The sequence below is a fragment of the Limnohabitans sp. 2KL-3 genome (genome assembly GCF_001269405.1).
Classification (GTDB): Bacteria; Pseudomonadota; Gammaproteobacteria; order Burkholderiales; family Burkholderiaceae_C; genus Limnohabitans_A.
Map to the genome: position 1 here is coordinate 283,410 of NZ_CXON01000001.1, position 26,088 is coordinate 309,497.

Genomic DNA, 26,088 nt, shown 5'->3' on the forward strand with positions numbered 1-26,088 from the left:
AAAAGGCCCTTTCAGCGTTTTCGCAAACCCAGCCACATGACTGTGGCCACCACCACCGCCGCCCCCAGCAATTGCATGGGGGCGATGGCCTGACCCAGCAGCGCCCAAGCCAGCACCAGTGCAAAGATGGGCTCCACATTCATGATGGCCGAGTTGCCCACCACGCCCAGCTTGGGCAGCACGGTGAACATGATGGTGAAAGCGGTGCCGTACAAAAAGGTGAGTAGCCCCAGCCCCCACCATCCGGGCACAGCCTGCGGCCACTGAAACCCGCCTTGTGTGAGCGCCACGCTGGCGGCCAGCACACCCACGGTGGCCATGGTGGTGAAGGTGCGCAGACGCCCGTCCACCCCCACCGTCTCGTGCTGGGTGAGCACCAAGGCCAGGCCAAAAGTGGCCGAAGCAGCCAATGCAAAACCCACACCCGCCCCGATTTCTGCCCAGTGACGCGCCGCGCCCAGGCCCGAGGCCGCGCCCAGCACGTCCAGCGCCAAGGCCAGCCCGGCCATCATCACCGGCATGGCCCACAGCACGGCGCGTTCCGGTTGGTGGCCGTACAAAATCCTGGCCCACAAGGCCGTGGTCAGCGGGTACGTGTTGAAGGCCAACAAGGCCAGCGCCACGGGCAAACGCGCCACCGCCGAGTACAGGCACACGCTTTGCACCGCGATCAGCAGGCCCACCGTGCCCAGGTATTTGCGCTGCCCGGGCAAAACACGCCAGGCCACCTTTTGCTGCCACAAGATCAGCACCACCACGGTGGCCGTGATGACGCTGCGCACCGTCACCGCCGTCACCACATCCAGCCCGTGGTTGAAAGCGGTGCGGGCGGCCACATGGTTGGCCCCCATCATGAAGGCGATCAGCAGCAAGGTGCCAAAGGCCGCGCCGCTCAAGCCCGGTTTGGCCATTGTGCTCACGGGTAGAGACCCAGGCCCCGGGCATGCAGGCGAGACAGGCCCAGCAAGGCATCGGTGAAGGGGGTGGCCACATGGCTCAGCTGGCCCAGCTCGCGCACGGCGGCCACCAGGGCGTCGAGCTCGACCGGTTTGCCCGCGTCCACGTCTTGCAGCATCGATGTGCGAAACGCCCCCAGCTTGCGCGTGACGGCGTGGCGGTCTTCGGGGGTTTGCGCAATCGGGATGCCGATGTGCTCACCAATGGCCTTGGCTTCGAGCATGATGCGCGAGACAAAATCGCGCACCAGCGGGTCGTCCAAAATCACGTCGGTCGTGGCTCCGGTGAAGGCGCTGATGGGGTTGATGGTCATGTTGCCCCAGAGCTTGTACCAGACGTCTTTCTGGATTTGGGGCGAGACCGTGGCGTTGAAACCCGCTTGCACCAACAAGGCGGCCAGCGCCTGCACGCGGGGCGTATCCACCCCACTGGGCTCACCCACAATCAGGCCATTGCCAAAGTGGTGCCGGATCACGCCCGGCACATCGACCGAGCAGCTGGCGTGCACCACGCCACCCACAATGTGCGCCGCCGGGATGTGCTGCGCGATCACGCCGCCCGGGTCCACCGAGTCCAGATGGGTGCCAGCCAACGCACCACCAAAGCCCTGCAAAAACCACCACGGCACGCCGTTCATGGCCGTCAGCACCACGGTGTTGGGGCCGATGAGTGGCCCGATGCGCCGGGCCACGTCGGCCATGGCGGGGGCTTTCACGGCCACGATCACCAGGTCTTGCACGCCCAGATCGACCGGGTTCTCGCGAGCCACCAATGAGGTGTGGATTTCCTGGTCACCTTGCAACAGCACCAAGCCGTTTTGTTGCAGGGCTTCGAGTGTGGCGCCTCGCGCCACCGCGCTCAGGCTGCAGCCTTGCTGCGCCAGGTGCGCCCCGATCCAGCCGCCAATGGCGCCTGCGCCGTAGATACAAACTTTCATGCGCGCCACCCTGTGTCTTGTCGGTCAATCTGGCGAACCAGTGCTTGGAAAACGTCTTCGCCCGCGCCGTGGTTCGGGTTGAACTGCAGCGCGTCACGGGTGCATTGGTCCGCAACCGCTTCGGGCACCACAATGGGCTGGCCCATGCTCAGCGTGGCCATTTGGATTTCGCAGGCACGCTGCAAAGTCCAAATCACCGCAAAGGTTTGCGGCAAGGTGTGGCCCCAGGCCAGCAGACCGTGGTTGCGCAAAATGACAGCCTGCTTGTCGCCGATGCTGCGCAGCAGGCGCGGCGCTTCTTCGGCGTGGATGGTGATGCCTTCAAAGTCATGGTAGGCCACCATGTTGTGCAACTGCGCACTGTAAAAATTGGTCTGCTGCAAGCCGCCTTGCAAACAGGCCACCGCCACACCTGCCGTGGTGTGGGTGTGCATCACGCAATGCGCCCCGGCCAGGCCTTCGTGCACCGCCGCATGCACCGTGAAACCCGCCGGGTTGACGGGGTAGGGCGAGCCATCGAGTTTGCGTCCTTGCACGTCGATCTTGACCAAATTGCTGGCGGTGACTTCGCTGTAGTGCAGCCCGAAGGGGTTGATCAAAAAATGCTTGTCACCCCCCGTGACGCTGTCCGGCAGGCGCAGCGTGATGTGGTTGTAGATCATCTCGGTCCAGCCGAGCAGTGCGAACACCCGGTAGCACGCGGCCAGCTGCAAACGCGCTTGCCATTCATCGGGGTGCACCTGCGCTTGCAGCGAGGGCACCAAGGGTTGGGGGGTGGGGAACATGGTGGGTTTCCTTGTGTTTTTGAGTGTCATCCAGAACCAGATCGTTGCCTTTGTAACCCCAAGCCCGTCACCCCGGACTCGATCCGGGGTCCATATTGGCCACTGTGGTCAATTGGATGCCGGATCAAGTCCGGCATGACATTGATTAATTGGGGTCAGATCCCAATTAATATGTTGCGCCTTTGGCGGGTGCAGCGGCTGACAAGTTTGACTTGAAATGCGCTGCCAGATCGGTGGTGTGGCGCATCAAGAGTTGGGTATCCAGACCCACAGCCACAAACACCGCACCCAGCTTCAGGTAATGGGCGGCCAGAGCGCGGTCGGGCGTGAGGATGCCGGGGGCTTTGCCCGCTTTCAAGATGCGGGCGATGGCGTCTTCGATGGCCGCTTGCACTTCGGGGTGAGCGGCATTGCCCACATGGCCCATGGAGGCCGAGAGGTCGGCCGGGCCGATGAACACACCGTCCACGCCGGGCGTGGCGACAATCGCGTCCAGGTTCTTCAGTGCTTCACGCGATTCGACTTGCACCAAGAGGCAGACTTCTTCGTTGGCACGCTTGAAGTAATCAGGGTAATGGCCCCAGCGCGAGGCCCGTGCGCCCGCCATGCCACGCACGCCGCCTTGGCCATCGTCCTGCGGGTAACGCATGGCTTGCACCAGCTGCGTGGCTTGCTCGGCCGTATCCACCATGGGCACCAAAATGTTTTGCGCCCCGAGGTCGAGGTATTGCTTGATGAGCGCCGTCTCACCCAAAGGCACGCGGCACACCGGGTGGCTGCCGGGGTAAGCGTCCAGGGTTTGCAGCTGGGCCTGGATGCTGCGCAGGTCGTTGGGCGCGTGTTCGCCGTCGATCACCAACCAGTCAAAGCCCGACAGGGCGCAGATTTCGGCGGTGTAGGCGCTGGCCAGGCCCATCCAAAGACCGATCTGGGGCTGTTGGTGTTGCAGGGCTTTTTTGAAAAGATTCACAGGCGTGTTCATGGGGTGTTTCCTTTGTTAATGGCTTCGACGAGGATGCTGATCGGGTCTGGCGGGCCTGGCCGGGCTCAGAGGCGCTTCGCTTTGCCACATCGCCCAACCAGGCCCGCCAGACCCGATCAGCGTGGGCTTGCAAAACGCCCTGGTGTTAAGTGAATTTGAACTCCAGTTTGCCCAAAGGTCCGTAGTCCACCTCAAACACATCGCCCACCTTGGCGAGTGCGGGTTTGGTGAACGAGCCGGCCAGCACAATCTCGCCCGCCTGCAGGTGTTCGCCCCAGGGCGCGAGTTTGTTGGCCAGCCAGGCAATGCCCACGGCCGGGTGTCCTTGCACGCCCGCAGCCAGACCCGTTTCTTCGACCACGCCGTTTTGGCGCAAGACCGCACCGCACCAAGGCAAGTCGGTGGTGAGCGGGTCGACCCGCTTGGCTCCGAGCACGATGCCCGCATTGGCGGCGTTGTCGCTGATGGTGTCGTACACCTTGCGCATGACCTTGGTGTGGCGGTCGAACTGCTCGATGCGCGAATCGATGATCTCGATGGCGGGCGTCACGTAGTCGGTGGCTTCCAGCACCTGCTGCACCGTCACGTTGGGGCCGCGCAGTTCTTTTTTGAGGATGAAGGCCAGCTCCACCTCGACACGCGGGGCGATGAAATCGGTGAAGGGAATGTCGAGCACCTGACCGGGTGTGCAGGTGTAGCGCATGTCGTCAAGCAAGGTGCCGTAGTCGGGCTCGTCAATCTGGCTGGAGACTTGCATGGCGCGGCTGGTCAGCCCAATTTTGTGGCCAATCATGGTGCGCCCTTCGGCGAACTTGATCTGCATCCAGGCGCGGTTGATGCGGTAGCCGTCTTCGATGGTCATGCCCGGGTAGCGCTTGGAAAAGTGCTCGATTTGCAAGCGGGATTTTTCGGACTGGTTGAGCTCGTGGGCGAGCTGCTGGATCAATGTGTCGTCAAACATGGTGTTTCCTGTCAGAGCGGCACCCTCGCCGCGATGTTTTCATTGACCTTGCCGGGGTTCATCGCCGCGAGGGCGCGGCTCCCACAACCAGGTCAGGACAAATCAGGTCTTGTTGAACAAAGGATGGATGTTGCTGTGCTTGGCGTCAAACACCTCGGGTCCCACGTCGATCTGCAGCGTGATGCCGATGTGGCGTTGCGCCATCACGGGGGCAAAAAAGGCCTTGGCCACTTCGAGCAATGTTTGCCCAGCGCGTTGTTGCGTGGCCTCGCTGCGGCCCCGGCCCATGCGCACATTCAGGTACACAAAAGCGTAGTCGCCAGAACCCCCGTGGGGGTTCTGCTCATGCAGCCCTGCCGCTTTGCCCGCCGCGCCGCCATCGGCCACGGCGTAATGCGGCGCGGGGTAAGCCAACACCCGCGTGCCACCGGTCGGAAAGACTTGCTTGCCTTCGTCATCTTTGACGGTGAGCATGGCGTCAGCCATCTGGCGGCACAGGGTCGTCATGTTGACCTCGGCGTCGAGCTGGCCGGTGTAGAGAATCACAAGATGGGGCATAGCGAGGTCTTTGTAGGTCGGACCTTCAGGTCCGACATGGGTGGTTTGGTAAAGGTCCATGTCGGGGCTAAAGCCGCCGACCTGCGGGGAAAGTTCATAGCCTTGTACTCACAGCCGTGTAACCCGCCGCGCTGCTGGCCACGGCTGCCGGGATGTGCTCGCCTTTTTGGGGTGTCACTTCAAAAATCGCGTTGAGCTGACCTGTGCCGCTGGCCCCGAAATACGGGGTCACCATGTCCACCGCGCCGTCATAGTCCGTCCAACCCAATGCCCCCATCAGCATGGCGGTGTCGTGCATGAAGCCTTCGCCGTGACCTTTGCTGGCGTACTCGGGCAGCATCTCGCAAAAGGCTTTCCACTCGCGCTGGTCCCACATGCGCAGCACTTGCTCGTCGAGTTTTTCGAGGAAAGGGCTCCAGATTTTGTGGGCGAACTCCGGGGCCAAACCGTTTTGCGCAAAACGGTGGCTCAGACTGCCACTGGCCAAAAACGCCACCTTGCCGTCGTAATGCTTTTCCACCGCCTCGCGCATGGCCCAACCCAGACGTGCGCTGTCGGCCAAATAGTGCGAGGTGCACAAAGCCGAGACCGAGATCACCTTGAAGTGCTGGTCGGCGTTCATGTAACGCAGCGGCACCAGCGTGCCGTATTCGGGCTGCAAAGTGGTGGCGTCGTGCGCCAGGGTTTCCACGCCATGGTCGTTTGCCACTTGGGCCAGCAAGTGCCCCAGCGCAGGGTTACCGGGTGACTCAAACGCCATATTGCTGATGAAGTGTGGCAACTCGTTGCTGGTGTACACGCCCTTGAAATGCGGGCCACAGTTGATGTGGTAACTGGCGTTGACCAGCCAGTGCGTGTCAAACACCACCAAAGTATCGACCCCCATGGCGCGGCAACGGCGGCTGATTTCATGGTGGCCGTCGATGGCGCTTTGGCGCGTGCCAAAGCGTGGGCCGGGAATTTCACTCAGGTACATGCTGGGTACGTGGGTGATTTTGGCGGCGAGGGCGAGTTGTCCCATGGGGGTGTCCTGTCTGTGCGTGTGGGGGATGGGTCAGGGACTGATCAGGTCAATGCCCGGAAAGTAGCTGCGGTAGCGCCCCGCATCGCGGGTGAGCAATGGATAGCCCTCGGCTTGGGCATGTGCGCCGATGAAAAAGTCGGGCAGGACGCCGGTTTTGGTGCCGCCGCGTTGGCGGTACTGACGAAAAGCCTGACCGGCCAGCTTTGCGGCAGGTCGTGACAGCTCTGCCAAGCGGATGCCCAGTGTGTCCAAAAAAGTATCCAGATTCGCAGGCTCTCCAGGGTGCCCAGCCAGCTCGGCATAGACCACCATGTTGGTGCCCAGTTTTCCGGCTTTGGCGCTGCGCAGTTGTTGCAAAGACCAGGGCATCCAGATCGGGTCTGCCTTGTAGATGTCGAGCAGAACGTTGGTGTCGACCAGGATCATGGCTTGTTCCAATCCTCGCCACGCGTGATGGCCATCCATTCGTCTGTGCTGGGGCCATCCTTGACGATGCCAATGAATTGACGGATCGGGTCATCGGGTGCCAAAAACGACAGATCGGGCTCCGGCGCTGCGTTGTGGCCGGAGGCTGTTTTGGCCGCCACCAAATATTCGGCCAGTGCTTCCTGCACGACGTGTGACTTGCTCAGCTTGCGCGCAGCGCAATACTGGGTCAGTTCACGTTCAACGGTTTCAGGCAGGCGGACAGACAACATGGCTCACTCCTTGTCATACACATTCGAAATGAATGCATGACATCAAGTATGACAGATGACGGGAAATTGTCATACACCCCAATGCGGGATGTGGTGACCGCCCAAGGACACCGCCACGTTTTTGGGTTCACAAAACACTTCGTAGCTCCAGGTGCCGCCTTCGCGGCCGGTGCCGCTGGCCTTGGTGCCGCCAAAGGGTTGGCGCAGGTCGCGCACGTTCTGGCTGTTCACAAAACACATGCCCGCCTCGACTGCAGCTGCCACGCGGTGCGCTTTGCCCAGGTTCTCGGTCCAGACATAGCTGGAGAGGCCATATTCAATGTCGTTGGCTTTTTCAATCGCATCCTGCTCGTCCTTGAACGGGATCAGGCAAGCCACGGGACCGAAGATTTCTTCTTGGGCGATGCGCATGCGGTTGTCGACATCGGCAAACACGGTGGGCCAGACGAAGTTACCGCTCTTCACATGCGCAGGCAAATCGGCAGCGTAGCCGGGTTGGTCCAGTCCGCCGCACAGCAGGGTCGCGCCTTCTTTGGGTCCCAGCTCAATGTAGCTGCGCACCTTGGCCAAGTGGGCTTTGCTGATCATCGGACCGACGATGGTTTTTTCATCGAGCGGGTCGCCCACGGTGATGCGTTTGGCACGCTCGGCAAACTTGGTTGCAAAGTCGGCGTAGATGCTTTGCTGCACCAGGATGCGGCTGCCTGCTGTGCAGCGCTCGCCGTTGTTGCTGAAGATCATGAAGATGGCGGCATCGAGTGCGCGGTCCAAATCGGCGTCTTCGAAGATCACGAAGGGGCTCTTGCCGCCGAGTTCCATGCTGAACTTTTTAAGACCCGCGCTTTGCACGATGCGGTTGCCGGTGACGGTGGAGCCGGTGAAGCTGATGGCGCGCACATCGCGGTGCGACACCAGCGGCTCGCCCGCTTCTTTGCCGTAACCATGTACGAGGTTCAAAACACCTGCGGGTACGCCAGCTTCGAGCGCCAGCTCGCCCAGACGCGCTGCGCTCAAGGGTGAGAGTTCGCTCATCTTGAGCACAGCGGTGTTGCCAAAAGCCAGGCACGGCGCGACTTTCCAGGTGGCGGTCATGAAGGGCACGTTCCAGGGACTGATGAGGGCGCACACACCCACCGGGTGGAACAGGGTGTAGTTCAGGTGCGTGGGGGTGGGGTAGGTGTGGCCGTCCACGCGGGTGCACATTTCGGCAAAGTAATGGAAGTTGTCGGCCGCGCGCGGCACCAGCTGCTTGCCGGTCTGGCTGATGGTCTGGCCGCAGTCTTTCGTCTCGGTCTCCGAGATTTCAGGCACATGCTTGGTGATCAGGTCGCCCAGCTTGCGCATGATCTTGGCGCGCTCAGTGGCGGGGGTGGCGGCCCATTTCGGGAAAGCAGCTTTGGCCGCTGCGACGGCGGCGTTGACCTCGGCTTCGCCGCCAGAGGCGACTTCGGCCAGCACTTCTTGGGTGGCGGGGTTGACGGTTTCAAAGTAGTCGCTGCCTGCGACGCTTTGGCCATTGATGAGGTGGTTGATTTTCATAGCGGGTCTTCCTCGGTTTTTTTGTAGGAGCGACGCCCTCGTCGCGATCAGTGAAGCACTCGTTGAGCAATTCGCGACGGGGTCGTCGCTCCCACAGATTCAGGTCATGATGAAACAAGGGTGTTGGTGAGCGCCCCGATGCCTTCGATCTCGGTCACAACCACATCGCCAGGGTTCACGTTGACGATGCCGTCGGGCGTACCCGTCAAGATCAAGTCGCCGGGCTTGAGCGTCATGAAGCTGCTGAAGTATTCGATCAGCGTTGGCACATCAAAAATCATGTCAGCCGTGCTGCCGCTTTGGGTGACTTGGCCATTGACGGTGGTCTGCAATTTCAGCGCCATGGGATTGGGCACATCGGCCGCATCGACCAGCCACGGCCCAATGGGCGTGCAGGTGTCGCGGTTTTTCACGCGCAGGTTGGGGCGGTACCAGTTTTCCAGGTAGTCGCGGATGGCGTAGTCGTTGGCCACGGTGTAACCCGCGATGAAGTCATAAGCGTCGGCCTTTTTCACACGACGCGCTGTGCGGCCAATGACCACGGCCAGCTCGCATTCGTAATGCATGTACTTCACATCGGCGGGGCGCTTGGTGAAGGCCTTGTGCCCGATCAGCGAGGCTTCGCCCTTCATGAAGGCCAGCGGCTCTTCGGGGGCCTTGAAGGCCAGTTCCTTGGCGTGGTCGGCGTAGTTCAGCCCCAGCGCGATGACGGTGCGTGCTTGCGGCACGGGTGCGAGCGGAGGCAACCAGACGACCTCGTCAAAAGCCACACGGTGGCCCTTGTGCGGGCCTTGGGTGATGAGCAACTGGCCGTCAGATTCCACGGCTTGCTGGATGGCGCCCGACCAGGCGATGCGTGCGTGTTTCATGCGGCCTCCGCTTGAACAGTTTGAACCCAAGGTGCGAAGCCTGGCACCATCAAACAGACGGTATCGCCTGCACGGGCTCGAGGCCTTTGGCCTGACTCGAGCACATCGGTGCCCAGCATCAGCACATCGCCCGCTTGCAAGGTCATGAATTCGGCCACATCGGCCAGCAAACGGTCCATGGGCCGCACCACATCGGACAGGTGCACCGTCTGAACACGTTGCCCGTTGACCTGCACCGAAATGCTCAGTGATGTCAGGTCCAATGCCGACAGAGGCACGGGCGGCACACCGCAGCCCAAATAGCCGTCACGGCAGCGAAACTTGACCGGCGGACGGAAATAACTGCTGTGGGGCACCGACCAGTCATTGAGCAACACCACACCCTCAACGTGCCCTTGCTCGCCCATGACCAGACCCAAACAGGCCCCGATGTCCACCTCTTTGATCCCGTCTTGGAGCGTCAAAACTTTACCCGGGTTGAAAGTGTTGGCCGACTTGACATAAAGCACAGGGGCTTGCGGTGCCGCTTTGTGAGGGTCTTGCGTCATTTTCGGGACCCAAAAGTCCCATTCACGCCGAAAATTGAGCAAGGTGCCATACACCGTGCCCTGGGGTTGCCAATGGTTCATTCGTCCTCCTGGCCTTGCGGCCTTTGCTGTTCACATGCCGGGTCCACCTCCATGGCGATCACCGTGTCCAGCCACACATAAAGGTTTTGCAGGGCCTGTTTGCCCAGTTGTCGCTCCATCCAGTCGTAATGGGCTTCGATGCTTTGCGACAAAGCATGAACCTTCTCCAGACCGGCAGCCGTGGCGCGAACCACGGTGCGGCGTGCGTCTTGTGGGCAAGGGCTTCGCTCAATCAAACCGTCCCTGGCCATGCGAGTCAGCACCCCCGTCAGACTGGGTCCGAGCAAAAAAGCCTCTTTGGCCACACGCCCGGTTTCCACGCCTTCCGGGTCTTGTGCATGCTCTCCCAACACACGCAAAACACGCCACTGCTGATCCGACAGACCGTGGGCTCGCAAACTGGGACGGGTGTGCGCCATCACGGCCTCACGCGCCTGTAAAAGCAAAAGTGGGAGATTGCGGTGAACAAACGGTAGGGGGGTCATTTATTTAACATGTTAAATGATTAAGTCGATCCGCACCCGAGGGTTTACCCGTGTTTTGGCGCTTGACGAAAGCGCCGTACCGCCCATCCGATCACGATCCATTGATTTTTAAATATTTAACATGCATAAGAATAGAATTAAAAATATTAAGAACTCTTTTGTTCGCAATAAAAAGGGTCAACAGCCCCCTTTGAGTCCACCTTGACGACCTGCAGGGCAAGCCCCCCGATGGCAAAACGACCGATGAAAAACCTCAGCATCAAACTTCAACTGTCCCTCAGTGCCATTGCCATGGTCATCCTCTTGCTGCTCGCACAGTTGGGTTTGCAGTTTTACGTGATGCGTGCAGACATCGTTCAAAGGATTGAAAAACACGAGTTTCGCTTGCTGTCAGATTTCGCCACACACCTGGACGAAAGACTGCAAGACAACATCAGCATGTTGGCCAATGTGGCCTTGAATGTGCCTGCTGAGTCGATGGGCCAGACCGCAACACTCGAACGCTTATTGCAAAACGAGCATGCCTTGCTCACCACCTACGACGACTTGTATGTTTTTGACGCCAAGGGTGTCTTGCTGGTGGATTGGCCCATCAAGCCCGGACGCAGAAACCTGGACATGTCGTCAAGGGACTACATCCAAGACGTCATCGCCAGCAAAGAGCCCGTCATCTCCAAGCCATTTTTGGGCAAAGCCACCAAACAACCCATCGTGGTGATCGCGGCGCCCATCTTGGGCAAAAACAACCAATTGATCGGGATCATGGGGGGCGTGCTCAATCTGTACAAACCCAATTTGCTGGGCTCCATCGCCAACCGAAAAAACGGCGAAACAGGGTACTTTTACTTGGTCACCAAGGACCGACTGCGCATTGCCCACCCCGACACAGAACTGATTTTCAAAAAAGTTCCCGAAGGCAGCAGCAACGTCCCTTTTGAAAACGCCATGAACGGTTTTGAGGGCACCCAAGAAGGCTACACAACGCGGGGACTCAAAGGCTTGTTCACCTTCAAAAAGCTCACAACCACCGACTGGGTGGTGGCCTCGGTGGTTCCTTCGGCTGAGGCCTTTGCCCCCATTGAAGATTTGTTTCAAAAAATGATCTGGATCAGCATTTTGCTGATGCTGGTGATGGTGCCGCTCATGTGGACCTTTGTGGGGCGATTGGTCCGACCTCTGGGTTTGCTGGCCAAAGCCATGCACGAGACGGCCTCCAAAATGCGCGATGGCCGCCTGGCCGCGCCCATTGGGGCGCTGGGGGGCAAAGAAATCAAAACCGTGGTGCACGCCTTCAATGAATTTGTGGAAGCGCGCATCCGCGCCGAAAACGACCTGTCCAAAGCGCGCGATGCCGCACAAGCGGCCAACGCCTCGAAAAGCCATTTTCTGGCCAATATGAGCCATGAAATCCGCACCCCCATGAATGGCATTCTGGGCATGACCGAGCTGTGCCTTCAGACCCGCATGACGGCCGAGCAACGCAGCTATTTGGACATGGTGTCCACCTCGGCCAACTCCTTGCTGGCCGTGATCAACGACATCCTCGATTTTTCCAAAATAGAAGCGCGCAAACTGAGCCTGGATCCTCACCTGTTTTCACTGCACAGCCTGGTCCGCCAGGCCACCCGCACCTTGTCCTTGCGCGCATCCGAGAAAGAGCTGGAACTGGTGTGCGACATGGCCTGCAAGGTGCCCGATCAGGTGATCGGCGACCCTCTGCGCTTGCAGCAGGTCATCACCAACTTGCTGGGCAACGCCATCAAATTCACCGCTCAAGGCGAGATCGTCCTCAGTGTCAAGCCCATGGCCACCCCCCCGGGCAGCGAGGGCATCTGGCTGGAGTTTTCCATCAAAGACACGGGCATTGGCATTTCCCCAGACAAGCAAGCCATCATTTTTGACGTGTTCACCCAGGCCGACTCCAGCACGGTGCGCCGTTTTGGCGGTTCAGGTCTGGGTCTGGCCATCAGTCGCAGCTTGGTTCAGATGATGGGCGGCGACATCAGCGTGAGCAGTCAATTGGGTCACGGCAGCACCTTCAGTTTTGGCGTGAACCTGCAGCAAGCCGTCAGTGCGCCCTTGAACCAAAACGAGATTCCGCGTCAACTGGCGGGTCAAACCCTGCTCGTGGTCGACGACAACGCCAGTTGCCGCAAGGTTCTGAGCCAACAATTGCAGACCATTGGCCTGCATGCGGCCGCCGTAGACGGCGCAGCACAAGCCTTGCACTCACCCCAGTTGGCGCAAGCGCGTTGCGCATTGATCGACGTCAACATGCCCGACATTGATGGCTACGCCCTGGTGTCTCAGTTGAGGCAGATTCGCACAGCCACCCAGATGCCCATCATCATGATGGGGGCCTTGAGCGAACAAACCAGCCAGGAACAACTGGACCCACTGGGGATCCAGGGGTTTTTGGTCAAACCCATCGACACCCATGAATTGGTGTCCATGCTCAACACCTTGACCTGTCCTTTGGCTGAGGGCAAGGAAGAACCTGCCCCGAGCTCAAACTCACCCGCAAGCCCTCAGCGGGTTTTACTCGTCGAAGACACGCCCATCAACCAAACGCTGGAAACCATTTTGTTGACCCGCATGGGCTATGAAGTCACCATTGCCAACAATGGCGTTGAAGCCATCGAGGCCTGCACGGCAAGCACCTTTGACCTGATCATGATGGACATCCAGATGCCCGAGATGGGCGGCATTGAGGCCACGCAGGCCATCCGCGCCATGGAACTGGCTCAAAAGATGCGACGCACCCCGATCATTGCCGTCACGGCCAACGCCCTCAAAGGGGACCGAGAGCGTTACATCGAGTCGGGCATGGACGGCTATGTGTCCAAACCCATTGCGGTGGAGGCCTTGCGCACCGAAATCAAACGTCTGCTCCCCCAACCGACAAGGCCCGGCGCTTGATACGGTCAAGTCTTTGCACGCCTTGGCCTTGACGCTAAAGTGCATGCATGCACGCTTTCTTCAAAACACTGGGGCTGTCGGCCCCGATCATTCAAGCCCCCATGGCGGGTGTCCAAAATCACGACTTGGCCATCGCCGTGTGTCAAGCCGGTGGCCTCGGCTCCTTGCCTGCCGCCATGCTCAACCCACCGGCCTTGCAGGCGCAATTGCAGGCCCTGAAATCGGCAACGAACGGTCCGTTCAACGTCAACTTCTTTTGCCACACCACGCCCACACCCGACCCGGTGATCCAAGCACACTGGCAAGAAATACTGGCCCCCTACCGCCGTGAACTCGGACTTGACACAAGGCCCCCCAGCACCGAGCCCGGCCGATTGCCCTTCAACCACGACAGCGCCGATGTGCTGGAGGCCTTTGCACCTGCGGTGGTGAGTTTTCACTTTGGCCTGCCCGCACCCGACTTGCTGGCCCGGGTCAAAAGTTGGGGATCCATGGTGCTCTCGAGCGCGACCACCGTGCAAGAAGCCCTGTGGCTCCAAGCGAACGGGGTGGACGCCGTGATCGCACAAGGACTGGAAGCCGGTGGACATCGCGGGATGTTTTTGACCCAAGACCTGAGCACCCAAGTCGGCACCTTCGCCTTGTTGCCGCAAATCGTGCACGCCCTCGATGTGCCCGTCATTGCAGCAGGGGGCATTGGCAGTGCACAAAGCATTGCAGCCGCCAAAATGCTCGGCGCGCATGGCGTGCAAATCGGCACGGCTTATTTGTGCAGCCATGAAGCCACCACCAGCGCCTTGCACCGTGCAGCGCTCCAATCAGACGCTGCCCGACACACCGCCTTGACCCCGGTGTTCAGCGGCCGGCCGGCCCGAGGCATCGTCAACCGGGCCATGCGCGAACTCGGCCCGGTGAGCAGCCAAGCACCCGCCTTCCCGCTGGCCACGGCCGACATCACCCCCTTAAGAACGGCCGCCGAAGCCTTGGGCAGGACCGACTTCACGCCTTTGTGGGCCGGACAAAATGCAAGTCTTGCACGCAGCCTGAGTGCCTCCGACATCACCCGCGAGTTTGTGCAGGCCTGGCTGGATGCGCCCGAAATGGCCAAGCCCCACAGCAGCCCCACACCAGCGCCACATGCCCCCCTGAGGAACCACGACGCGGGCTAGAGCGCTGGCTTGGTCCGCCTGACCTCAAAGGCACAATCACCCCCATGGCCAAAGACAAATCGATATTCACCTGCACCGAATGCGGTGGCACCAGCGCCCGCTGGATGGGCAAATGCCCCAGCTGCAACGCCTGGAACACCCTGATCGAAGCCTCGGCCGAGCCCGCAGGCGGCAAAAACCGCTTTGGCTCGGTGCACGCCTCGCTGGCGCCCACGTCTGAAGTGCTGCCCTTGGCACAAATCGAAGCGGCCGACTTTGAACGCCACCCCACGGGCATCGACGAGCTCGACCGGGTGTTGGGCGGCGGCATGGTCGAAGGCGGGGTGGTGCTGATCGGCGGTGACCCGGGCATTGGCAAATCCACCTTGCTGCTGCAGGCGGTGGACGCCTTGCAGCGCAGCGGCATGAACACCCTGTACGTGACGGGTGAGGAAAGCGGTGCGCAAGTGGCCATGCGCTCGCGCCGCCTGGGCCTGCCCGACTCGCAAGTGCCGGTGCTGCCCGAAATTCAGCTCGAAAAAATCCTGCACACCTTGCAATCGCGCCAGCCGGGCATCGCCATCATCGACTCGATTCAGACGGTGTATTCGGACCAATTGACCAGCGCACCCGGCTCGGTGGCGCAGGTGCGTGAATGCGCGGCGCACCTGACGCGCACCGCCAAATCGACGGGCACCACCATCGTGCTCGTGGGCCACGTCACCAAAGAAGGGGCTCTGGCTGGCCCCCGTGTGCTGGAACACATGGTGGACACGGTGCTCTACTTTGAAGGCGACACGCATTCCAACTTCCGCCTGATCCGCGCCATCAAGAACCGATTTGGCGCGGTGAACGAAATTGGCGTGTTCGCCATGACCGAAAAAGGCCTCAAAGGTGTCAGCAACCCCAGCGCCATCTTTTTGAGCCAGCACGCCGAGCCCGTGCCCGGCAGCTGCGTGATGGTCACGCTCGAAGGCACGCGACCGTTGTTGGTCGAGATTCAAGCCCTGGTGGACAGCGGCGGCCCATCGCCCCGCCGCTTGAGCGTGGGCCTGGACCGCGACCGCCTGGCCATGCTGCTGGCGGTGCTGCACCGCCATGCGGGCGTGGCCTGCATGGACCAAGACGTCTTTGTGAATGCGGTCGGCGGCGTGCGCATCAGCGAACCAGCGGCCGACTTGGCGGTGATGCTGGCCATCACCAGCAGCTTGCGCGGCAAAGCCTTGCCCAAAGGTTTTTTGGCTTTTGGCGAAGTCGGCTTGGCGGGCGAAGTACGCCCTGCACCACGTGGGCAAGACCGCTTGAAAGAGGCGGCCAAACTGGGCTTCACGGCTGCGATCATCCCCAAAGCGAATGCACCCAAAAACCCCATTCAGGGCATGACTGTGCATGGGGTTGAAAGGATTGAGGAGGCCATGAGCCTCATCCGATCACTGACTTGATGACAGCTGAAATCTTCCTGCGTGTGTCATCTGCGCATCACCATCAAGTGCCGCACCCCAAGACCGCCAAAAGGCGGTCTTGGGGGGTGAGGTGCCTTTGTCAGGCCATCAAGGTTTGGGCAGGATCACCTTGTCGATCGCGTGAATCACACCATTGCTGGCCAACACATCGGTGGCGGTGATGTTTGCACTGCGTGCTCTTTGATCGGTGATGGCCAAAGCGGCATTGACCGTGAAGGTGTCCTTTTGCACGGTGGTGATGGGACTGCCCACAGGCACTTGCGCTTTCAACACCAAACCGGGCACCACGTGGTAAGTCAACACTTTCGTCAAAAGGGGCTTGTCCGCCAGCAAAGCGGCCTTGGTCGTGCCAAGTTCAGTCAACAGTGCCGCAAAGGCTGCATTGTTCGGGGCAAAGACCGTGAACGGTCCGTCGCCACTCAAGGTGGTGACCAAGTCTGCCGCAACCACGGCCTCGACCAGAATGCTGAACTCAGGCTGAGCTTCTGTGCTCAAAGCGATGGCCGTTTGCAGCACGTTTTTGTTAGCGGGCAGCAAGACCTTGTCGATGGTGTGTACCACCCCATTTTGGGCCACCACGTCTGCAGTCACCACGTTGCTGACGCGGTTGCGCCCGTCCGTGATTGTCAAACTCCGGCCCAGAGTCCCGGCTTTGAAATAACCTTTTTGCACCGTGGTGATGGGTTGGCCCACAGGCACCGCGCTCGACACCACTTTGCTGCCCAAGACATGGTAGGTCAGCACCGAAGTCAGGAAGTCTTTGTTGGCCAGCAACTCGGCTTTGCTTATCTTGAGTTCAGCCAACAAGTCAAGGAATGCCTGGTTGGTGGGGGCAAACACCGTGTAAGGCCCTGCTGCGCTCAATGTCGTTGCCAAACCTGCCGCATCGATGGCCTCGGCCAAAACGCTCAAGTTGGCATTGCTTTTGGCCAGTCTCACGACGTCCAAAGTTTCGTGCTCACCGCTACCGCCCTCTCCACAAGCTGACAGCAGTGCTGCACTCGCTGTGATCAAAGTGGCCAACCATCTTTTGATGTTCCATTGCATGATGTTCTCCTTCGCCCTGAAGATTGTTTAAAAAATCAGTATTTTTTACTACTGATGAGTTTAAATTTAAAACTTATCAGTTTTTTTGTCAACGCTTAAGAATAATTTTTTAACCGAAAGTCATCAAAACAAAGAACTTCAATGGTTTGAATGGGTCCAACAGAGTGGCAGAGATCCTTTGACCGCAGGTGATCACAAGGCACAATCGGCCCCCATGAATTTCAACAAAATACTTGCGCCACTGGCCATTCTTGTTTTCACCATTGGGGCTTGGCAGGCTTTTCAGTGGGCGGGCATTGCCCTGGCCGTGGGCGGCGTGGTCATGTGGGTGCTGCTGCACTTCACCCGCATGGTCACCATCCTCAAAAAAGCCGCCGACCGGCCCATTGGCCATGTGGCCAGCGCCGTGATGCTCAACGCCAAGCTGAAAAAAGGCGTCAATTTGATGCACGTCATCGCCATGACGCGCTCTTTGGGCCAGCTTGTGACCGACAAAGACGCCCAGCCCGAGATCTACACCTGGACCGACACCAGCGATTCGGTGGTCACCTGCACCTTTGTGGGCGGCAAGTTGACCGAATGGACCCTGATGCGCCCTGAAGTGCGCCCCGAAGAGCCAAACCCTTAAAATCCACGCCAACCCTGTTTATTGCAGCTAATTCAAAGGACACTTTCATGAGCGTTGTCATTCCCTCCATGTCAGACCGTGACGGCAAAATCTGGATGGACGGCCAGATGGTCGATTGGCGCGATGCCAAGATCCATGTGCTGAGCCACACCCTGCACTACGGCTGCGGCGCTTTTGAAGGCGTGCGCGCTTACAAAACCGAGCAAGGCACCGCCATCTTCCGCTTGGCCGAGCACACTGAGCGCCTGTTCAACAGCGCCAAGATCTTGCGCATGAACATCCCCTTCACCCAAGCGCAGGTCAACGAAGCCCAACGCGCCGTGGTGCGCGAGAACAAGCTGGAAAGCGGCTACATCCGCCCCCTGACCTGGATTGGCGACAAAAAGCTGGGCGTCAGCCCCAAGGGCAACACCATCCACCTGATGGTGGCCGCCTGGACCTGGGGCGCGTACCTGGGCGAAGAAGGCATGAAGCGCGGCATCCGCGTGAAAACCAGCAGCTACACCCGCCACCACGTCAACATCACCATGACGCAGGCCAAGGCGGTGAGCAACTACACCAACAGCATTTTGGCCAACATGGAAGTGACCGACGAGGGTTACGACGAAGCCCTGTTGCTCGACACTTCGGGTTTTGTGTCTGAGGGTGCGGGCGAGAACATTTTTGTGGTCAAAAACGGCGTGATCTACACCCCCGACTTGTCGGCCGGTGCCCTGAACGGCATCACCCGCAACACGGTGTTCCACATCGCCAAAGACCTGGGTCTGGAGATCGTGCAAAAGCGCATCACCCGCGACGAGGTTTACATCGCTGACGAAGCCTTCTTCACCGGCACCGCCGCCGAAGTCACGCCGATTCGTGAACTCGACCGCATTGAACTGGGCAAAGAAGGCTATGTAGGCAGCCGCGGCCCCATCACCGAGAAGATCCAAAGCGCCTTCTTTGACATCGTCAACGGCCGCAACCCCAAGTACGCCCATTGGCTGACTTTGGTCTGAGGAGCACCGATGAGCACCCAAGCTGTTGAACTGCTGGCCACCGACCTGAACCCCCAAGGCGGTGTGTTTTGCCCCAGCCCCAAAGCCGACATGAAACTGTGGAACAGCCACCCCAAGGTTTATTTGGATGTGGCCAAAACCGGTGAAGCCAAGTGCCCTTATTGCGGCACGGTTTACAAACTGAAAGCGGGTGAAGTGGTGGCACACCACTGAAGTTCGCGCTCAGCCATCTTGCCGATGGCAGGGCCGCCCCACGGCGAACACTCAGGTGTTCGCCGTTTTGCTTTGGGGCAAGCTCACTTCGAAACAAGCACCGCCACCCGGTCGGTCTGCGCACCGCACCCGCCCGCCGTGGCGCTCGGCAATTGACTTGACCAGCGACAGCCCCAAGCCCACGCCACCCACACGCTCGCTGGCCCCAGGCAAGCGGAAAAACGGCTCAAAAATCCGATCTCGGTATTCGAGGGGCACGCCAGGGCCACGGTCACCCACCGCAATCAGAACTTGTTGACCCAGGGTTTGCAAAGACAGCTCGATGCCACCGCCCTGCGTTGCATCCTGGCTGCCAGCCCCGTACCGCCCCGCGTTTTCCAGCAGGTTGCGCACCAAGCGCCGAAGCAGTTTGGACACGCCGGGCACTTCGAGCTGGGCCAGGCCCTCGGGAACCTCAAACCTCGCCCCCACCCGCGCACACTCTTCGGCGCACAAGCCCACCAAATCCACAGACTCCACGGTGCCGATGTTGGCCTCTTGGGCGTCCAGGCGGCTGGCCAGCAAGATCTCGTCGATCAGTTGGTCCAGCTCGGCCATGTTGCGCAAGATTTCGGCGCGGCTGCGGGCCAAAGCGTCCGAATCGGTCGGGCTGTTCATCAGCTCCAGACCCATGCGGATGCGCGCCAGCGGCGAGCGCAACTCGTGTGAGGCGTTGGCCAGCAAAGACTTTTGCGAAGCCATGAGGGCCTCAATTCGCTCGGCCGCCGCGTTGAAGCGCTCGGACAGGTCGGCCACCTCGTCGTCGCCCTGCACCGGCACACGCACCGACAAGTCGCCCTCACCCCAGCGCTGCACGCCGCGCTGCAGGCCTTCGAGGCGTTGCGTGAGCCTGCGCACCACCGGGTACAGGCCCAGCGCCACGGCCAGGCCAATGAGGCCCAGCATCCAGAAAAAACCCGAGGGCTTGGCCCACCAAGGCATGTCCTGGCGCAGGTGCGGCGGCAAACGACCCTCTGAACCGTGCCCTGTACCGGGCATGCCGTGCATCGCGGAGGCGCGGGGGTGCTCGGCCGAGCGTTCGCCGCTGCGCTGCACTTGCAGCGGCAGGGTCTGGCCGCCCGGCAAAGGCACCTCAAAGACCAAAGGCGCACCCGGCCCGGCCCGGGTGGTGCTGGCCAGCACATCGCCCTGGGCGTTCAGCACCAGCCATTCACGCGGTGCGGGTGGCGCAGCATGGTGCTCCACCGTGGCCCGCCAGGCCCAGCCCACCACCAGCATGAGCAGCGCCACGCCCGCCACCACGGCCAACCAAATGCGCAGGTAAAGGTGGCGTGACCAGTGTCGTGACAGGCTGCGAATGGGCATGATTGGCGCTCAGTCTTGCTGGCGGGCAAACACATAGCCCACACCGCGCACGGTGAGGATGCGTTGTGGCGCTTTGGGGTCGGCCTCGATGGCGGCGCGGATGCGGCCCATGTGCACGTCGATCGAACGGTCGAAGGCCTCGAGTTCACGGCCCCGCACCGCCTCCATGATCTGGTCGCGTGTGAGCACACGCCCGGCGCGTTCGGCCAGCGCCACCAACAGGTCGTATTGGTACGAGGTCAACTCGCAGTCCTGCCCCTTGACGCTCACGCGGCGGGCATCGCGGTCAATTTCCAGCGAGCCAAACTGCATGAGTTGAGGGGGTGTGTCGTTCACCTTGTTTTTGCGTCGCAAAATGGCCTTGATGCGGGCCAGCAACTCGCGCGGCTCAAAGGGCTTGGGCAAGTAATCGTCGGCACCCATCTCCAGACCAATGATGCGGTCCATCGGGTCGCCTTTGGCCGTGAGCATGAGCACCGGCACTTGGCCCACGCTGCCGGGCAGTGCGCGGATGCGTTGGCACACCTGCAGGCCGTCCATGTCAGGCAGCATCAGGTCCAGGATCACCAGCTCAATGCCCGGTGTTTGTAAACGGTCCAAACCACTGCGGGCATCGGGCGCATGGGCCACGGCAAAACCGTTTTGCCCCAGATAGTCCGCCACCATGCCAGCCAGGCGCACATCGTCTTCGATCATCAAGAGTTGTTGCATGGGGTGATCATCCTCCAAGCCGAAGAGCCCAGGGTTTCGCTTTTGTAAAGCTGGGTAAATCCTGGACCCTACCTCACCGGGGGGCCATGGCTTCAAGCCTTGCGCGCATGCACCCTGGACGCCAGCGCCACCAGCAGCAGCACGGGCAAGCCCAACCAGGCCGTGGCCGTGAAGAAGCTGGCGTAGCCGTGGGCATCCACAAACTCCCCCGAAAACCCGGCGATGAACTTGGGCAGCAGCAGCATCATGGAGCTCAGCAGCGCGTATTGCGTGGCCGAATAGCTGATGTTGGTGAGCGAGGACAAGTAAGCAATGAAGGCCGCAGACGCAATGCCGCTGGCCAGGTTGTCGGCCGAGATGACCCAGATCAAGGCCTGCACATCGTGGCCCACGCCGCTGAGCCAGACAAACAGCAAATTGCTGGCCGCACTGAGCGCCGCGCCCAGCATGAGCACACGCATGACACCCAGCCGCGCCGACAGCACGCCGCCCACAAACGCCCCCACCAATGTCATGATGACGCCATAGACCTTGGTCACACTGGCCACTTCGCTTTTGGTGAAGCCCATGTCGACATAAAACGGGTTGGCCATGATGCCCATGACCACGTCGGAGATGCGGTACACCGCGATCAGCGCCAGCAGCAGCACCGCTTGCCAGCGGTAGCGCAACCAAAAATCGGCAAAGGGATCGAGCACCGCGCCCTTGAGCCACTCGGCCACGTTGCGCGCTGGCGCAAAAGGCGCGGGCACCGGCTCGGGCGAGGCCAGCACCACCCCCATGCCCGGCAGCATGCTCAGTGCCATGACCAGATAGGCCGCTTGCCAGGCCGATTGTGAGTAACCCGCAGCTTGTTCGCCTTGCGCCCAGGCCGCCACCCACAACACGCCCGCCCCGGCCCAGATCATGGCCAGGCGGTAACCCGTCTGGTAACTGGCCGCCAAGGCGGCTTGGGCGTTGACCTCGGCCGACTCGATGCGGTAGGCGTCCAGCGCAATGTCTTGTGTGGCCGAAGCGATGGCCACCGCCAAAGCGCACGCCACCAAGGGCCCGAGCAATTGCGAAGGGTCGTTCAGGGCCATGCCCACCAAGCCCAGCGCAATCACCAGCTGCGACACCAGCAGCCAGCTGCGCCTGCGCCCCAGCTGCCGTGTGAGCCAAGGAATGGGCATGCGGTCCACCAGCGGGGCCCACATCCATTTCACGCCATACGCGAGACCCACCCAGCTGAGGTAACCAATGGTGCTGCGGTCAATGCCCGCCTCGCGCAGCCGAAAACTGAGCGTGCCCAGCACCAACAGCAGCGGCAAGCCCGCTGCAAAACCCAGCGCCAGCATGCGCAGGCTGGCGGGCTGCAAATACAGGCGCAGCGCCTCGCGCCAGGTGCGCACCGTTGGGGTTTGGGCAAGGTCAGCGGGGGGGAGAGTGGCGTTGGACATCATGGAATTATCAGCGCCTGCGAGCCAAGTGACCCAGCCACGCCCACAGGGACACACGGTGGCTCGCTTGATTTCTGGCCATTCGTTATCATTTGCGAACTATGTGCTTTATTTGCAATTTCAAAACCCCTGCCGCCCACGACCCTCACGATGTCAAGGCCCCCCACCCTGCCCGGTGGCAAGCACGACGGGCATTCCTCCTGGCGGCAGGTGCCGGTGCCGCAGGGTCTGCCTTGGCACAAGTGGAAGTCGGCTCTTCATCTGGCCTTCGCAAACTGGTCCCCGCTGAAACCCTGGAAGCTTCAGCACGCCAGCAATACGCCCAGGTTTTGGCCGAAGCGCGTGCCAAGAATGCCTTGGCCCCTGAAGGACATCCACAATTGCAGCGTCTGCACGCCATTGCACAAAGACTCATCCCGCACGCCGCACCGTGGAACCCCCGTTCACGCGAATGGAAATGGCAAGTCAATCTGGTGGGCAGCAAACAAATCAATGCCTGGTGCATGCCGGGCGGCAAGATCGCTTTTTACACAGGCATCCTGGACCAACTCAAACTCAACGACGATGAAGTGGCCATGATCATGGGCCATGAAATGGCGCACGCACTGCGCGAGCATGCCCGCGAGCGATTGGCCAAAACACAGGTGACCGGCATGGGCCTGTCCATTGCCTCACAACTGCTGGGCCTGGGCTCTTTGGGAGATGCGGCGGCCAATCTGGGCACACAGTTGTTGACCCTGAAATATGGCCGTGACGATGAAACCGAATCCGATCTGGTGGGCTTGGAGATGGCTGCGCGTGGCGGCTTCCGCCCCGAAGCCAGTGTCAGCTTGTGGCAGAAAATGTTGGCCGCCAATGGCAATGGCGGCCCATCCTTTTTGTCCACCCACCCCAGTGGCAGCAACCGCATTGAAGAATTGCAGGCCAACTTGCCCAAGGTTCAACACCTTTACGAACAAGCCCGCCGGGGCTGATGCACGCAGCACTTTGCCCCCCTCTGGGTGTGTAACCACCGAGCGGCTGGCAAACCGGCCACCTCAGATGCACCCATGGCATACAGAACTGGGCTCAGGTTCCGCCCACATAGGGGTTGCTTTTGCGCTCACGGCCAAAGGTGCTTTCGGGGCCATGCCCGGGAATGAACACGGTGTCATTGCCCATGGGCCACAGGCGTTGGGTGATGCTGGCGATCAAATCGTCGTGATTGCCTTGCGGAAAATCCGTGCGGCCAATGCTGCCAGCAAACAACACATCCCCCACAAAGGCCCGTTTGATCTCCGGTGAATAAAACACCACATGGCCCGGCGTGTGCCCAGGGCAATGGCGCACCTGCAAAGTGTGCGCCCCCAGGCTCACCGTGTCGCCATCGGCCAGCCAACGTGTGGGATGAAAAACCCGGGCGGGGGGAAATCCATAAGCGGCCGCCGCCTGCGGCAGTCCATCAATCCAGAACTGGTCTGCCGGGTGCGGCCCGATGATGGGCAATCCGCCCAGCTGCTCGGCCAAGTCGGCGGTGCCCGAAGCGTGGTCCAGGTGCCCGTGGGTGATCCAAATCTGCTCCAAACGCAGGCCATGGGTTTTGACGGCAGCCAATATCAATTCGAGATCGCCCCCCGGATCGACCACCGCCGCTTGACGGCTTTGGTCGTCCCAAACAAGGGAGCAGTTTTGCTGAAAAGGCGTGACAGGGATGGTTTGGTATTGCAGCATGCTGCAAATTATCGACCATGCGCTCAACGTGATGGGATCAACAGAACAGGCCGACACGGGCGTGTACAGTCCAACGCAGCCAGCGCCTTTTGATTTTTGGCTTTTGCGCTGCAACGATTGTCTGTTTGCACACCACTTCACCCGGCTATTTGACCCAGCACCACAGCGTTGCCATTGCGGGGGCGGATAAGCTGCTCATCCGCGCTCTGCTGAACAACAACCAATTCCACGACCCCCTGGATGAGGCCCTGAACTTGGGCATCTCCTCGGCCACCTGGCCTTTGTTTGGCTTGCTTTGGCCCTCTGGCCAACACATGGCCGATCGCATGGCCAAACGCCCGGTATCCGTCGAGCGCATTTTGGAAATTGGCTGCGGTCTGGGGTTGGCCAGTCTGGTGGCGCATCGGCGAGGGGCCTCGGTCACCGCCAGTGATTGCCACCCCTTGGCGCACGCCTTTCTGGATGAAAACACGCGATTGAACGGTTTGCCCCCCATGGCTTACTGTCACGGCCTGTGGGGCAAGGCGGCCTTGCGCGAAGATGGTTTGCCCGTCTTGACGACCGCCCAGGATGCCCTGCCCAGCGGCGTTTTTGACCTGATCATGGGCAGCGACATCTTGTATGAGCGCGATGACGAGGGCACGCTGGCCAGTTTCATCCAGGCGCATGCCGCCAGCCGCTCGGAAATCTGGGTGGTCGATCCCAATCGGGGCAACCGTGCGGCCTTTCACAAGCAGATGGCCCGGCTGGGCTTTGCCCGTCATGAACAGGTGCTGGATCAGCCCGCGCACGAGGGCGTGGCCGCCTACAAAGGCCGCATGCTCACCTACACACGCGGCTGAAGCCTCAGCGCGGCAACCAGCCCAGCCCCTTGGCGTGCAGGCTGTGGATGTAGAGCCGGTCCGCTGTCTCGGTCACGCCCGTGCTCTCGGGGTAAAGGCCGCTGGGGTCTTGCAGGTCTTGGACGACTTGGCCGTCTTCGGTGAAAGCCATCACATGGCCGTAGGCTTTGGGAATGGGCCACAGGGCACGGGGCAGGCGCAGCGTGACCTTGCGCATGAAGGGCTGGTCTGCCAGCTGGTCGATGGTCGGATTGCGCGGTTTGGCAAAGCCCAGCCAGATCTTGCCGTCCCGCCCCCGCATCAGGTTGTCGGGGTAACCCGGCAGGTTGTCGAACAACACGCGGGCCTGTGCGCCGCCTTGGGCCACGTCCAGGTTCTGGGCGTTGACGTCGATTTTCCAGACGCGGTATTTGCCCGTCTCATTCACAAACAGGTGTTTTTCATCTTGGCTCAGCGCCACGCCGTTGGCAAAGCTCAGGCCCCGGGCCACCACGCGGGTTTGGCCGCTGGCCGGGTCAAACTCCAGCACCCGGCCCGTGGCCGCTTGCTCCAGGATGTCGAGCACGCTGGCCTCGAAGGTGCCGCCCCAGTCCTTGGGGGCAAAACGGGTGGACGCATCGCTCAGGTACATCTTGCCGTTTTGGGCCACCACCACCGCGTCGGCATAACGGATCGGGTCGGGCTGACCGTTCACCGCCACCTTGTCGGTCAGCAGCTGGATGGATTTGTCGGGCGCAATCGACAGCAAGCCCTTGACCGCATCGGCCGCGATCAGGTGGCCACGGGCGTCAAAGTCAAAACCCAGTACCCTGCCACCTGTCTGGGCAAACACCTCTTGCTGCGAGCCGTCTGGCTGCATGCGCAAAATGCGGCCACTCTCCACCGTGGTGTAGAGCTTGCCGTCAGGCCCCATGGCGATGTGCTCCGGCCCCGCCTCGGCACCCAGGTCGATCATGTTGAGCTTGGCCAGCTTGTGGTTGACCGCATGTGGCCCGGCATAGCCCGGTGCAGCGGGTGCATGCCAGCTGACCGGCTCGATCGGGACCGGCCAAAGGCCAAAATAAGCCAGCCCTGCCAGCAACAGCACACCCAAAACACCGAACAGCTTTTTCACAGCGCCTCCTTGGTATGGCACCCCACGGGCCAAGGCAGCCATTGAAACAGTTTCAGAGCTTCAAGGT

27 protein-coding genes are annotated in these 26,088 nt (G+C 60.8%); 8 read left to right on the forward strand and 19 right to left on the reverse strand.

Annotation, left to right across the window (positions count from 1 at the left end; all coding sequences use genetic code 11):
* Positions 1 to 11: 11 nt before the first annotated feature.
* From AMM41_RS01295 to hpaR, 13 genes are all read right to left on the reverse strand, one after another.
* On the reverse strand, positions 12 to 911 hold the full coding sequence (locus AMM41_RS01295) for an EamA family transporter (RefSeq protein WP_089952185.1): 900 nt from the start codon (positions 909 to 911) through the stop codon (positions 12 to 14).
* 5 nt (positions 912 to 916) lie between these two features.
* Entirely contained in the window at positions 917 to 1,894 is a 978-nt protein-coding gene (locus tag AMM41_RS01300) for a 2-dehydropantoate 2-reductase (protein WP_089952188.1), read from the reverse strand.
* The gene (locus tag AMM41_RS01305) at positions 1,891 to 2,679 is read right to left on the reverse strand and encodes a class II aldolase/adducin family protein (RefSeq protein WP_089952591.1); all 789 of its coding nucleotides are present in this window, start codon (positions 2,677 to 2,679) and stop codon (positions 1,891 to 1,893) included. Before AMM41_RS01305 ends, AMM41_RS01300 begins: the two co-directional genes overlap by 4 nt.
* A 166-nt stretch (positions 2,680 to 2,845) precedes the next feature.
* Positions 2,846 to 3,661, reverse strand: a complete 816-nt coding sequence (locus AMM41_RS01310; RefSeq protein ID WP_089952190.1) for an aldolase/citrate lyase family protein — start codon at positions 3,659 to 3,661, stop codon at positions 2,846 to 2,848.
* 145 nt (positions 3,662 to 3,806) lie between these two features.
* Complete coding sequence (gene hpaH / locus AMM41_RS01315) at positions 3,807 to 4,622, reverse strand: 2-oxo-hept-4-ene-1,7-dioate hydratase (protein ID WP_089952192.1); 816 nt, start codon at positions 4,620 to 4,622, stop codon at positions 3,807 to 3,809.
* Positions 4,623 to 4,724: 102 nt separating this feature from the next.
* Positions 4,725 to 5,180, reverse strand: a complete 456-nt coding sequence (locus AMM41_RS01320; RefSeq protein ID WP_089952593.1) for a 5-carboxymethyl-2-hydroxymuconate Delta-isomerase — start codon at positions 5,178 to 5,180, stop codon at positions 4,725 to 4,727.
* Between the two features lie 94 nt (positions 5,181 to 5,274).
* The gene (gene hpaD / locus AMM41_RS01325; RefSeq protein WP_089952194.1) at positions 5,275 to 6,201 is read right to left on the reverse strand and encodes a 3,4-dihydroxyphenylacetate 2,3-dioxygenase; all 927 of its coding nucleotides are present in this window, start codon (positions 6,199 to 6,201) and stop codon (positions 5,275 to 5,277) included.
* 33 nt (positions 6,202 to 6,234) lie between these two features.
* On the reverse strand, positions 6,235 to 6,630 hold the full coding sequence (locus tag AMM41_RS01330) for a type II toxin-antitoxin system VapC family toxin (protein ID WP_089952196.1): 396 nt from the start codon (positions 6,628 to 6,630) through the stop codon (positions 6,235 to 6,237).
* Positions 6,627 to 6,902, reverse strand: a complete 276-nt coding sequence (locus AMM41_RS01335; protein WP_089952198.1) for a ribbon-helix-helix domain-containing protein — start codon at positions 6,900 to 6,902, stop codon at positions 6,627 to 6,629. The genes AMM41_RS01330 and AMM41_RS01335 overlap by 4 nt, the downstream gene beginning before the upstream one ends.
* Before the next feature lie 69 nt (positions 6,903 to 6,971).
* Positions 6,972 to 8,441: a 5-carboxymethyl-2-hydroxymuconate semialdehyde dehydrogenase gene (hpaE, locus tag AMM41_RS01340; RefSeq protein ID WP_089952200.1), complete on the reverse strand. Its 1,470-nt coding sequence runs from the start codon at positions 8,439 to 8,441 to the stop codon at positions 6,972 to 6,974.
* Between the two features lie 104 nt (positions 8,442 to 8,545).
* A complete protein-coding gene (locus tag AMM41_RS01345) occupies positions 8,546 to 9,310 on the reverse strand; it encodes a fumarylacetoacetate hydrolase family protein (RefSeq protein ID WP_089952202.1) in 765 nt (254 codons plus the stop codon).
* A complete protein-coding gene (locus AMM41_RS01350) occupies positions 9,307 to 9,939 on the reverse strand; it encodes a fumarylacetoacetate hydrolase family protein (protein ID WP_089952204.1) in 633 nt (210 codons plus the stop codon). The genes AMM41_RS01345 and AMM41_RS01350 overlap by 4 nt, the downstream gene beginning before the upstream one ends.
* Positions 9,936 to 10,424 (reverse strand): homoprotocatechuate degradation operon regulator HpaR, encoded by a 489-nt coding sequence (hpaR, locus tag AMM41_RS01355; protein WP_089952205.1) that lies wholly within the window; start codon positions 10,422 to 10,424, stop codon positions 9,936 to 9,938. Before hpaR ends, AMM41_RS01350 begins: the two co-directional genes overlap by 4 nt.
* Positions 10,425 to 10,667: 243 nt before the next feature.
* Here hpaR and AMM41_RS01360 point away from each other — a divergent pair, with 243 nt between their 5' ends.
* Genes AMM41_RS01360 through radA form a run of 3 tightly spaced genes read left to right on the forward strand, consistent with a single transcriptional unit; the run spans position 10,668 to position 15,933 of the window.
* The gene (locus AMM41_RS01360) at positions 10,668 to 13,343 is read left to right on the forward strand and encodes a response regulator (RefSeq protein ID WP_194944558.1); all 2,676 of its coding nucleotides are present in this window, start codon (positions 10,668 to 10,670) and stop codon (positions 13,341 to 13,343) included.
* Positions 13,344 to 13,390: 47 nt separating this feature from the next.
* On the forward strand, positions 13,391 to 14,512 hold the full coding sequence (locus AMM41_RS01365; RefSeq protein ID WP_089952210.1) for an NAD(P)H-dependent flavin oxidoreductase: 1,122 nt from the start codon (positions 13,391 to 13,393) through the stop codon (positions 14,510 to 14,512).
* A 44-nt stretch (positions 14,513 to 14,556) separates the two neighbouring features.
* The gene (radA, locus tag AMM41_RS01370) at positions 14,557 to 15,933 is read left to right on the forward strand and encodes a DNA repair protein RadA (RefSeq protein WP_089952211.1); all 1,377 of its coding nucleotides are present in this window, start codon (positions 14,557 to 14,559) and stop codon (positions 15,931 to 15,933) included.
* Positions 15,934 to 16,041: 108 nt separating this feature from the next.
* Here radA and AMM41_RS01375 read toward each other — a convergent pair whose 3' ends face one another.
* Positions 16,042 to 17,001 carry a fasciclin domain-containing protein gene (locus AMM41_RS01375; RefSeq protein ID WP_089952213.1) on the reverse strand — a complete coding sequence of 320 codons (960 nt, stop codon included), beginning with the start codon at positions 16,999 to 17,001 and terminating at the stop codon, positions 16,042 to 16,044.
* 214 nt (positions 17,002 to 17,215) lie between these two features.
* Here AMM41_RS01375 and AMM41_RS01380 point away from each other — a divergent pair, with 214 nt between their 5' ends.
* The 3 genes from AMM41_RS01380 to AMM41_RS01390 are packed head-to-tail and all read left to right on the forward strand — an operon-like array spanning position 17,216 to position 18,840.
* Positions 17,216 to 17,629, forward strand: coding sequence for a glycerate kinase (locus AMM41_RS01380; RefSeq protein ID WP_089952595.1), 414 nt, complete (start codon positions 17,216 to 17,218; stop codon positions 17,627 to 17,629).
* A 47-nt stretch (positions 17,630 to 17,676) separates the two neighbouring features.
* Positions 17,677 to 18,627 (forward strand): branched-chain amino acid transaminase, encoded by a 951-nt coding sequence (locus AMM41_RS01385; RefSeq protein ID WP_089952215.1) that lies wholly within the window; start codon positions 17,677 to 17,679, stop codon positions 18,625 to 18,627.
* A gap of 9 nt (positions 18,628 to 18,636) precedes the next feature.
* A complete protein-coding gene (locus AMM41_RS01390) occupies positions 18,637 to 18,840 on the forward strand; it encodes a zinc-finger domain-containing protein (protein ID WP_089952217.1) in 204 nt (67 codons plus the stop codon).
* 51 nt (positions 18,841 to 18,891) lie between these two features.
* Here the strand turns inward: AMM41_RS01390 and AMM41_RS01395 are convergent, their stop codons facing one another.
* The 3 genes from AMM41_RS01395 to AMM41_RS01405 all read right to left on the reverse strand — a co-directional run bounded on the left by AMM41_RS01395 (position 18,892) and on the right by AMM41_RS01405 (position 22,355).
* On the reverse strand, positions 18,892 to 20,205 hold the full coding sequence (locus tag AMM41_RS01395; protein ID WP_089952219.1) for a HAMP domain-containing sensor histidine kinase: 1,314 nt from the start codon (positions 20,203 to 20,205) through the stop codon (positions 18,892 to 18,894).
* Between the two features lie 9 nt (positions 20,206 to 20,214).
* Positions 20,215 to 20,916 carry a response regulator gene (locus AMM41_RS01400; protein WP_089952221.1) on the reverse strand — a complete coding sequence of 234 codons (702 nt, stop codon included), beginning with the start codon at positions 20,914 to 20,916 and terminating at the stop codon, positions 20,215 to 20,217.
* Between the two features lie 92 nt (positions 20,917 to 21,008).
* Complete coding sequence (locus AMM41_RS01405; protein ID WP_228769040.1) at positions 21,009 to 22,355, reverse strand: AmpG family muropeptide MFS transporter; 1,347 nt, start codon at positions 22,353 to 22,355, stop codon at positions 21,009 to 21,011.
* Positions 22,356 to 22,456: 101 nt separating this feature from the next.
* Between AMM41_RS01405 and AMM41_RS01410 the strand changes: the two genes are divergently transcribed.
* Complete coding sequence (locus AMM41_RS01410) at positions 22,457 to 23,329, forward strand: M48 family metallopeptidase (RefSeq protein WP_089952225.1); 873 nt, start codon at positions 22,457 to 22,459, stop codon at positions 23,327 to 23,329.
* Positions 23,330 to 23,423: 94 nt separating this feature from the next.
* Here AMM41_RS01410 and AMM41_RS01415 read toward each other — a convergent pair whose 3' ends face one another.
* Positions 23,424 to 24,065: an MBL fold metallo-hydrolase gene (locus AMM41_RS01415; RefSeq protein WP_089952227.1), complete on the reverse strand. Its 642-nt coding sequence runs from the start codon at positions 24,063 to 24,065 to the stop codon at positions 23,424 to 23,426.
* Between the two features lie 125 nt (positions 24,066 to 24,190).
* Here AMM41_RS01415 and AMM41_RS01420 point away from each other — a divergent pair, with 125 nt between their 5' ends.
* Entirely contained in the window at positions 24,191 to 24,907 is a 717-nt protein-coding gene (locus tag AMM41_RS01420) for a class I SAM-dependent methyltransferase (protein WP_089952228.1), read from the forward strand.
* Between the two features lie 4 nt (positions 24,908 to 24,911).
* Here AMM41_RS01420 and AMM41_RS01425 read toward each other — a convergent pair whose 3' ends face one another.
* Positions 24,912 to 26,012 (reverse strand): SMP-30/gluconolactonase/LRE family protein, encoded by a 1,101-nt coding sequence (locus AMM41_RS01425; protein ID WP_228769061.1) that lies wholly within the window; start codon positions 26,010 to 26,012, stop codon positions 24,912 to 24,914.
* Positions 26,013 to 26,088 lie beyond the last annotated feature (76 nt).

What these genes read in the sequence shown, in the direction of transcription:
- AMM41_RS01345 (WP_089952202.1), bottom strand. Translation starts at nt 9,310, where the DNA reads ATGAAACACGCACGCATCGCCTGGTCGGGCGCCATCCAGCAAGCCGTG.
- AMM41_RS01365 (WP_089952210.1), top strand. Translation starts at nt 13,391, where the DNA reads ATGCACGCTTTCTTCAAAACACTGGGGCTGTCGGCCCCGATCATTCAA.
- AMM41_RS01400 (WP_089952221.1), bottom strand. Translation starts at nt 20,916, where the DNA reads ATGCAACAACTCTTGATGATCGAAGACGATGTGCGCCTGGCTGGCATG.
- AMM41_RS01350 (WP_089952204.1), bottom strand. Translation starts at nt 9,939, where the DNA reads ATGAACCATTGGCAACCCCAGGGCACGGTGTATGGCACCTTGCTCAAT.
- AMM41_RS01375 (WP_089952213.1), bottom strand. Translation starts at nt 17,001, where the DNA reads ATGCAATGGAACATCAAAAGATGGTTGGCCACTTTGATCACAGCGAGT.
- AMM41_RS01305 (WP_089952591.1), bottom strand. Translation starts at nt 2,679, where the DNA reads ATGTTCCCCACCCCCCAACCCTTGGTGCCCTCGCTGCAAGCGCAGGTG.
- hpaE (WP_089952200.1), bottom strand. Translation starts at nt 8,441, where the DNA reads ATGAAAATCAACCACCTCATCAATGGCCAAAGCGTCGCAGGCAGCGAC.
- AMM41_RS01335 (WP_089952198.1), bottom strand. Translation starts at nt 6,902, where the DNA reads ATGTTGTCTGTCCGCCTGCCTGAAACCGTTGAACGTGAACTGACCCAG.
- AMM41_RS01405 (WP_228769040.1), bottom strand. Translation starts at nt 22,355, where the DNA reads ATGTCCAACGCCACTCTCCCCCCCGCTGACCTTGCCCAAACCCCAACG.
- AMM41_RS01395 (WP_089952219.1), bottom strand. Translation starts at nt 20,205, where the DNA reads ATGCCCATTCGCAGCCTGTCACGACACTGGTCACGCCACCTTTACCTG.
- AMM41_RS01295 (WP_089952185.1), bottom strand. Translation starts at nt 911, where the DNA reads ATGGCCAAACCGGGCTTGAGCGGCGCGGCCTTTGGCACCTTGCTGCTG.
- AMM41_RS01380 (WP_089952595.1), top strand. Translation starts at nt 17,216, where the DNA reads ATGAATTTCAACAAAATACTTGCGCCACTGGCCATTCTTGTTTTCACC.
- AMM41_RS01415 (WP_089952227.1), bottom strand. Translation starts at nt 24,065, where the DNA reads ATGCTGCAATACCAAACCATCCCTGTCACGCCTTTTCAGCAAAACTGC.
- radA (WP_089952211.1), top strand. Translation starts at nt 14,557, where the DNA reads ATGGCCAAAGACAAATCGATATTCACCTGCACCGAATGCGGTGGCACC.
- AMM41_RS01300 (WP_089952188.1), bottom strand. Translation starts at nt 1,894, where the DNA reads ATGAAAGTTTGTATCTACGGCGCAGGCGCCATTGGCGGCTGGATCGGG.
- hpaD (WP_089952194.1), bottom strand. Translation starts at nt 6,201, where the DNA reads ATGGGACAACTCGCCCTCGCCGCCAAAATCACCCACGTACCCAGCATG.
- AMM41_RS01310 (WP_089952190.1), bottom strand. Translation starts at nt 3,661, where the DNA reads ATGAACACGCCTGTGAATCTTTTCAAAAAAGCCCTGCAACACCAACAG.
- AMM41_RS01385 (WP_089952215.1), top strand. Translation starts at nt 17,677, where the DNA reads ATGAGCGTTGTCATTCCCTCCATGTCAGACCGTGACGGCAAAATCTGG.
- AMM41_RS01360 (WP_194944558.1), top strand. Translation starts at nt 10,668, where the DNA reads ATGAAAAACCTCAGCATCAAACTTCAACTGTCCCTCAGTGCCATTGCC.
- AMM41_RS01320 (WP_089952593.1), bottom strand. Translation starts at nt 5,180, where the DNA reads ATGCCCCATCTTGTGATTCTCTACACCGGCCAGCTCGACGCCGAGGTC.
- AMM41_RS01330 (WP_089952196.1), bottom strand. Translation starts at nt 6,630, where the DNA reads ATGATCCTGGTCGACACCAACGTTCTGCTCGACATCTACAAGGCAGAC.
- hpaH (WP_089952192.1), bottom strand. Translation starts at nt 4,622, where the DNA reads ATGTTTGACGACACATTGATCCAGCAGCTCGCCCACGAGCTCAACCAG.
- AMM41_RS01390 (WP_089952217.1), top strand. Translation starts at nt 18,637, where the DNA reads ATGAGCACCCAAGCTGTTGAACTGCTGGCCACCGACCTGAACCCCCAA.
- AMM41_RS01410 (WP_089952225.1), top strand. Translation starts at nt 22,457, where the DNA reads ATGTGCTTTATTTGCAATTTCAAAACCCCTGCCGCCCACGACCCTCAC.
- hpaR (WP_089952205.1), bottom strand. Translation starts at nt 10,424, where the DNA reads ATGACCCCCCTACCGTTTGTTCACCGCAATCTCCCACTTTTGCTTTTA.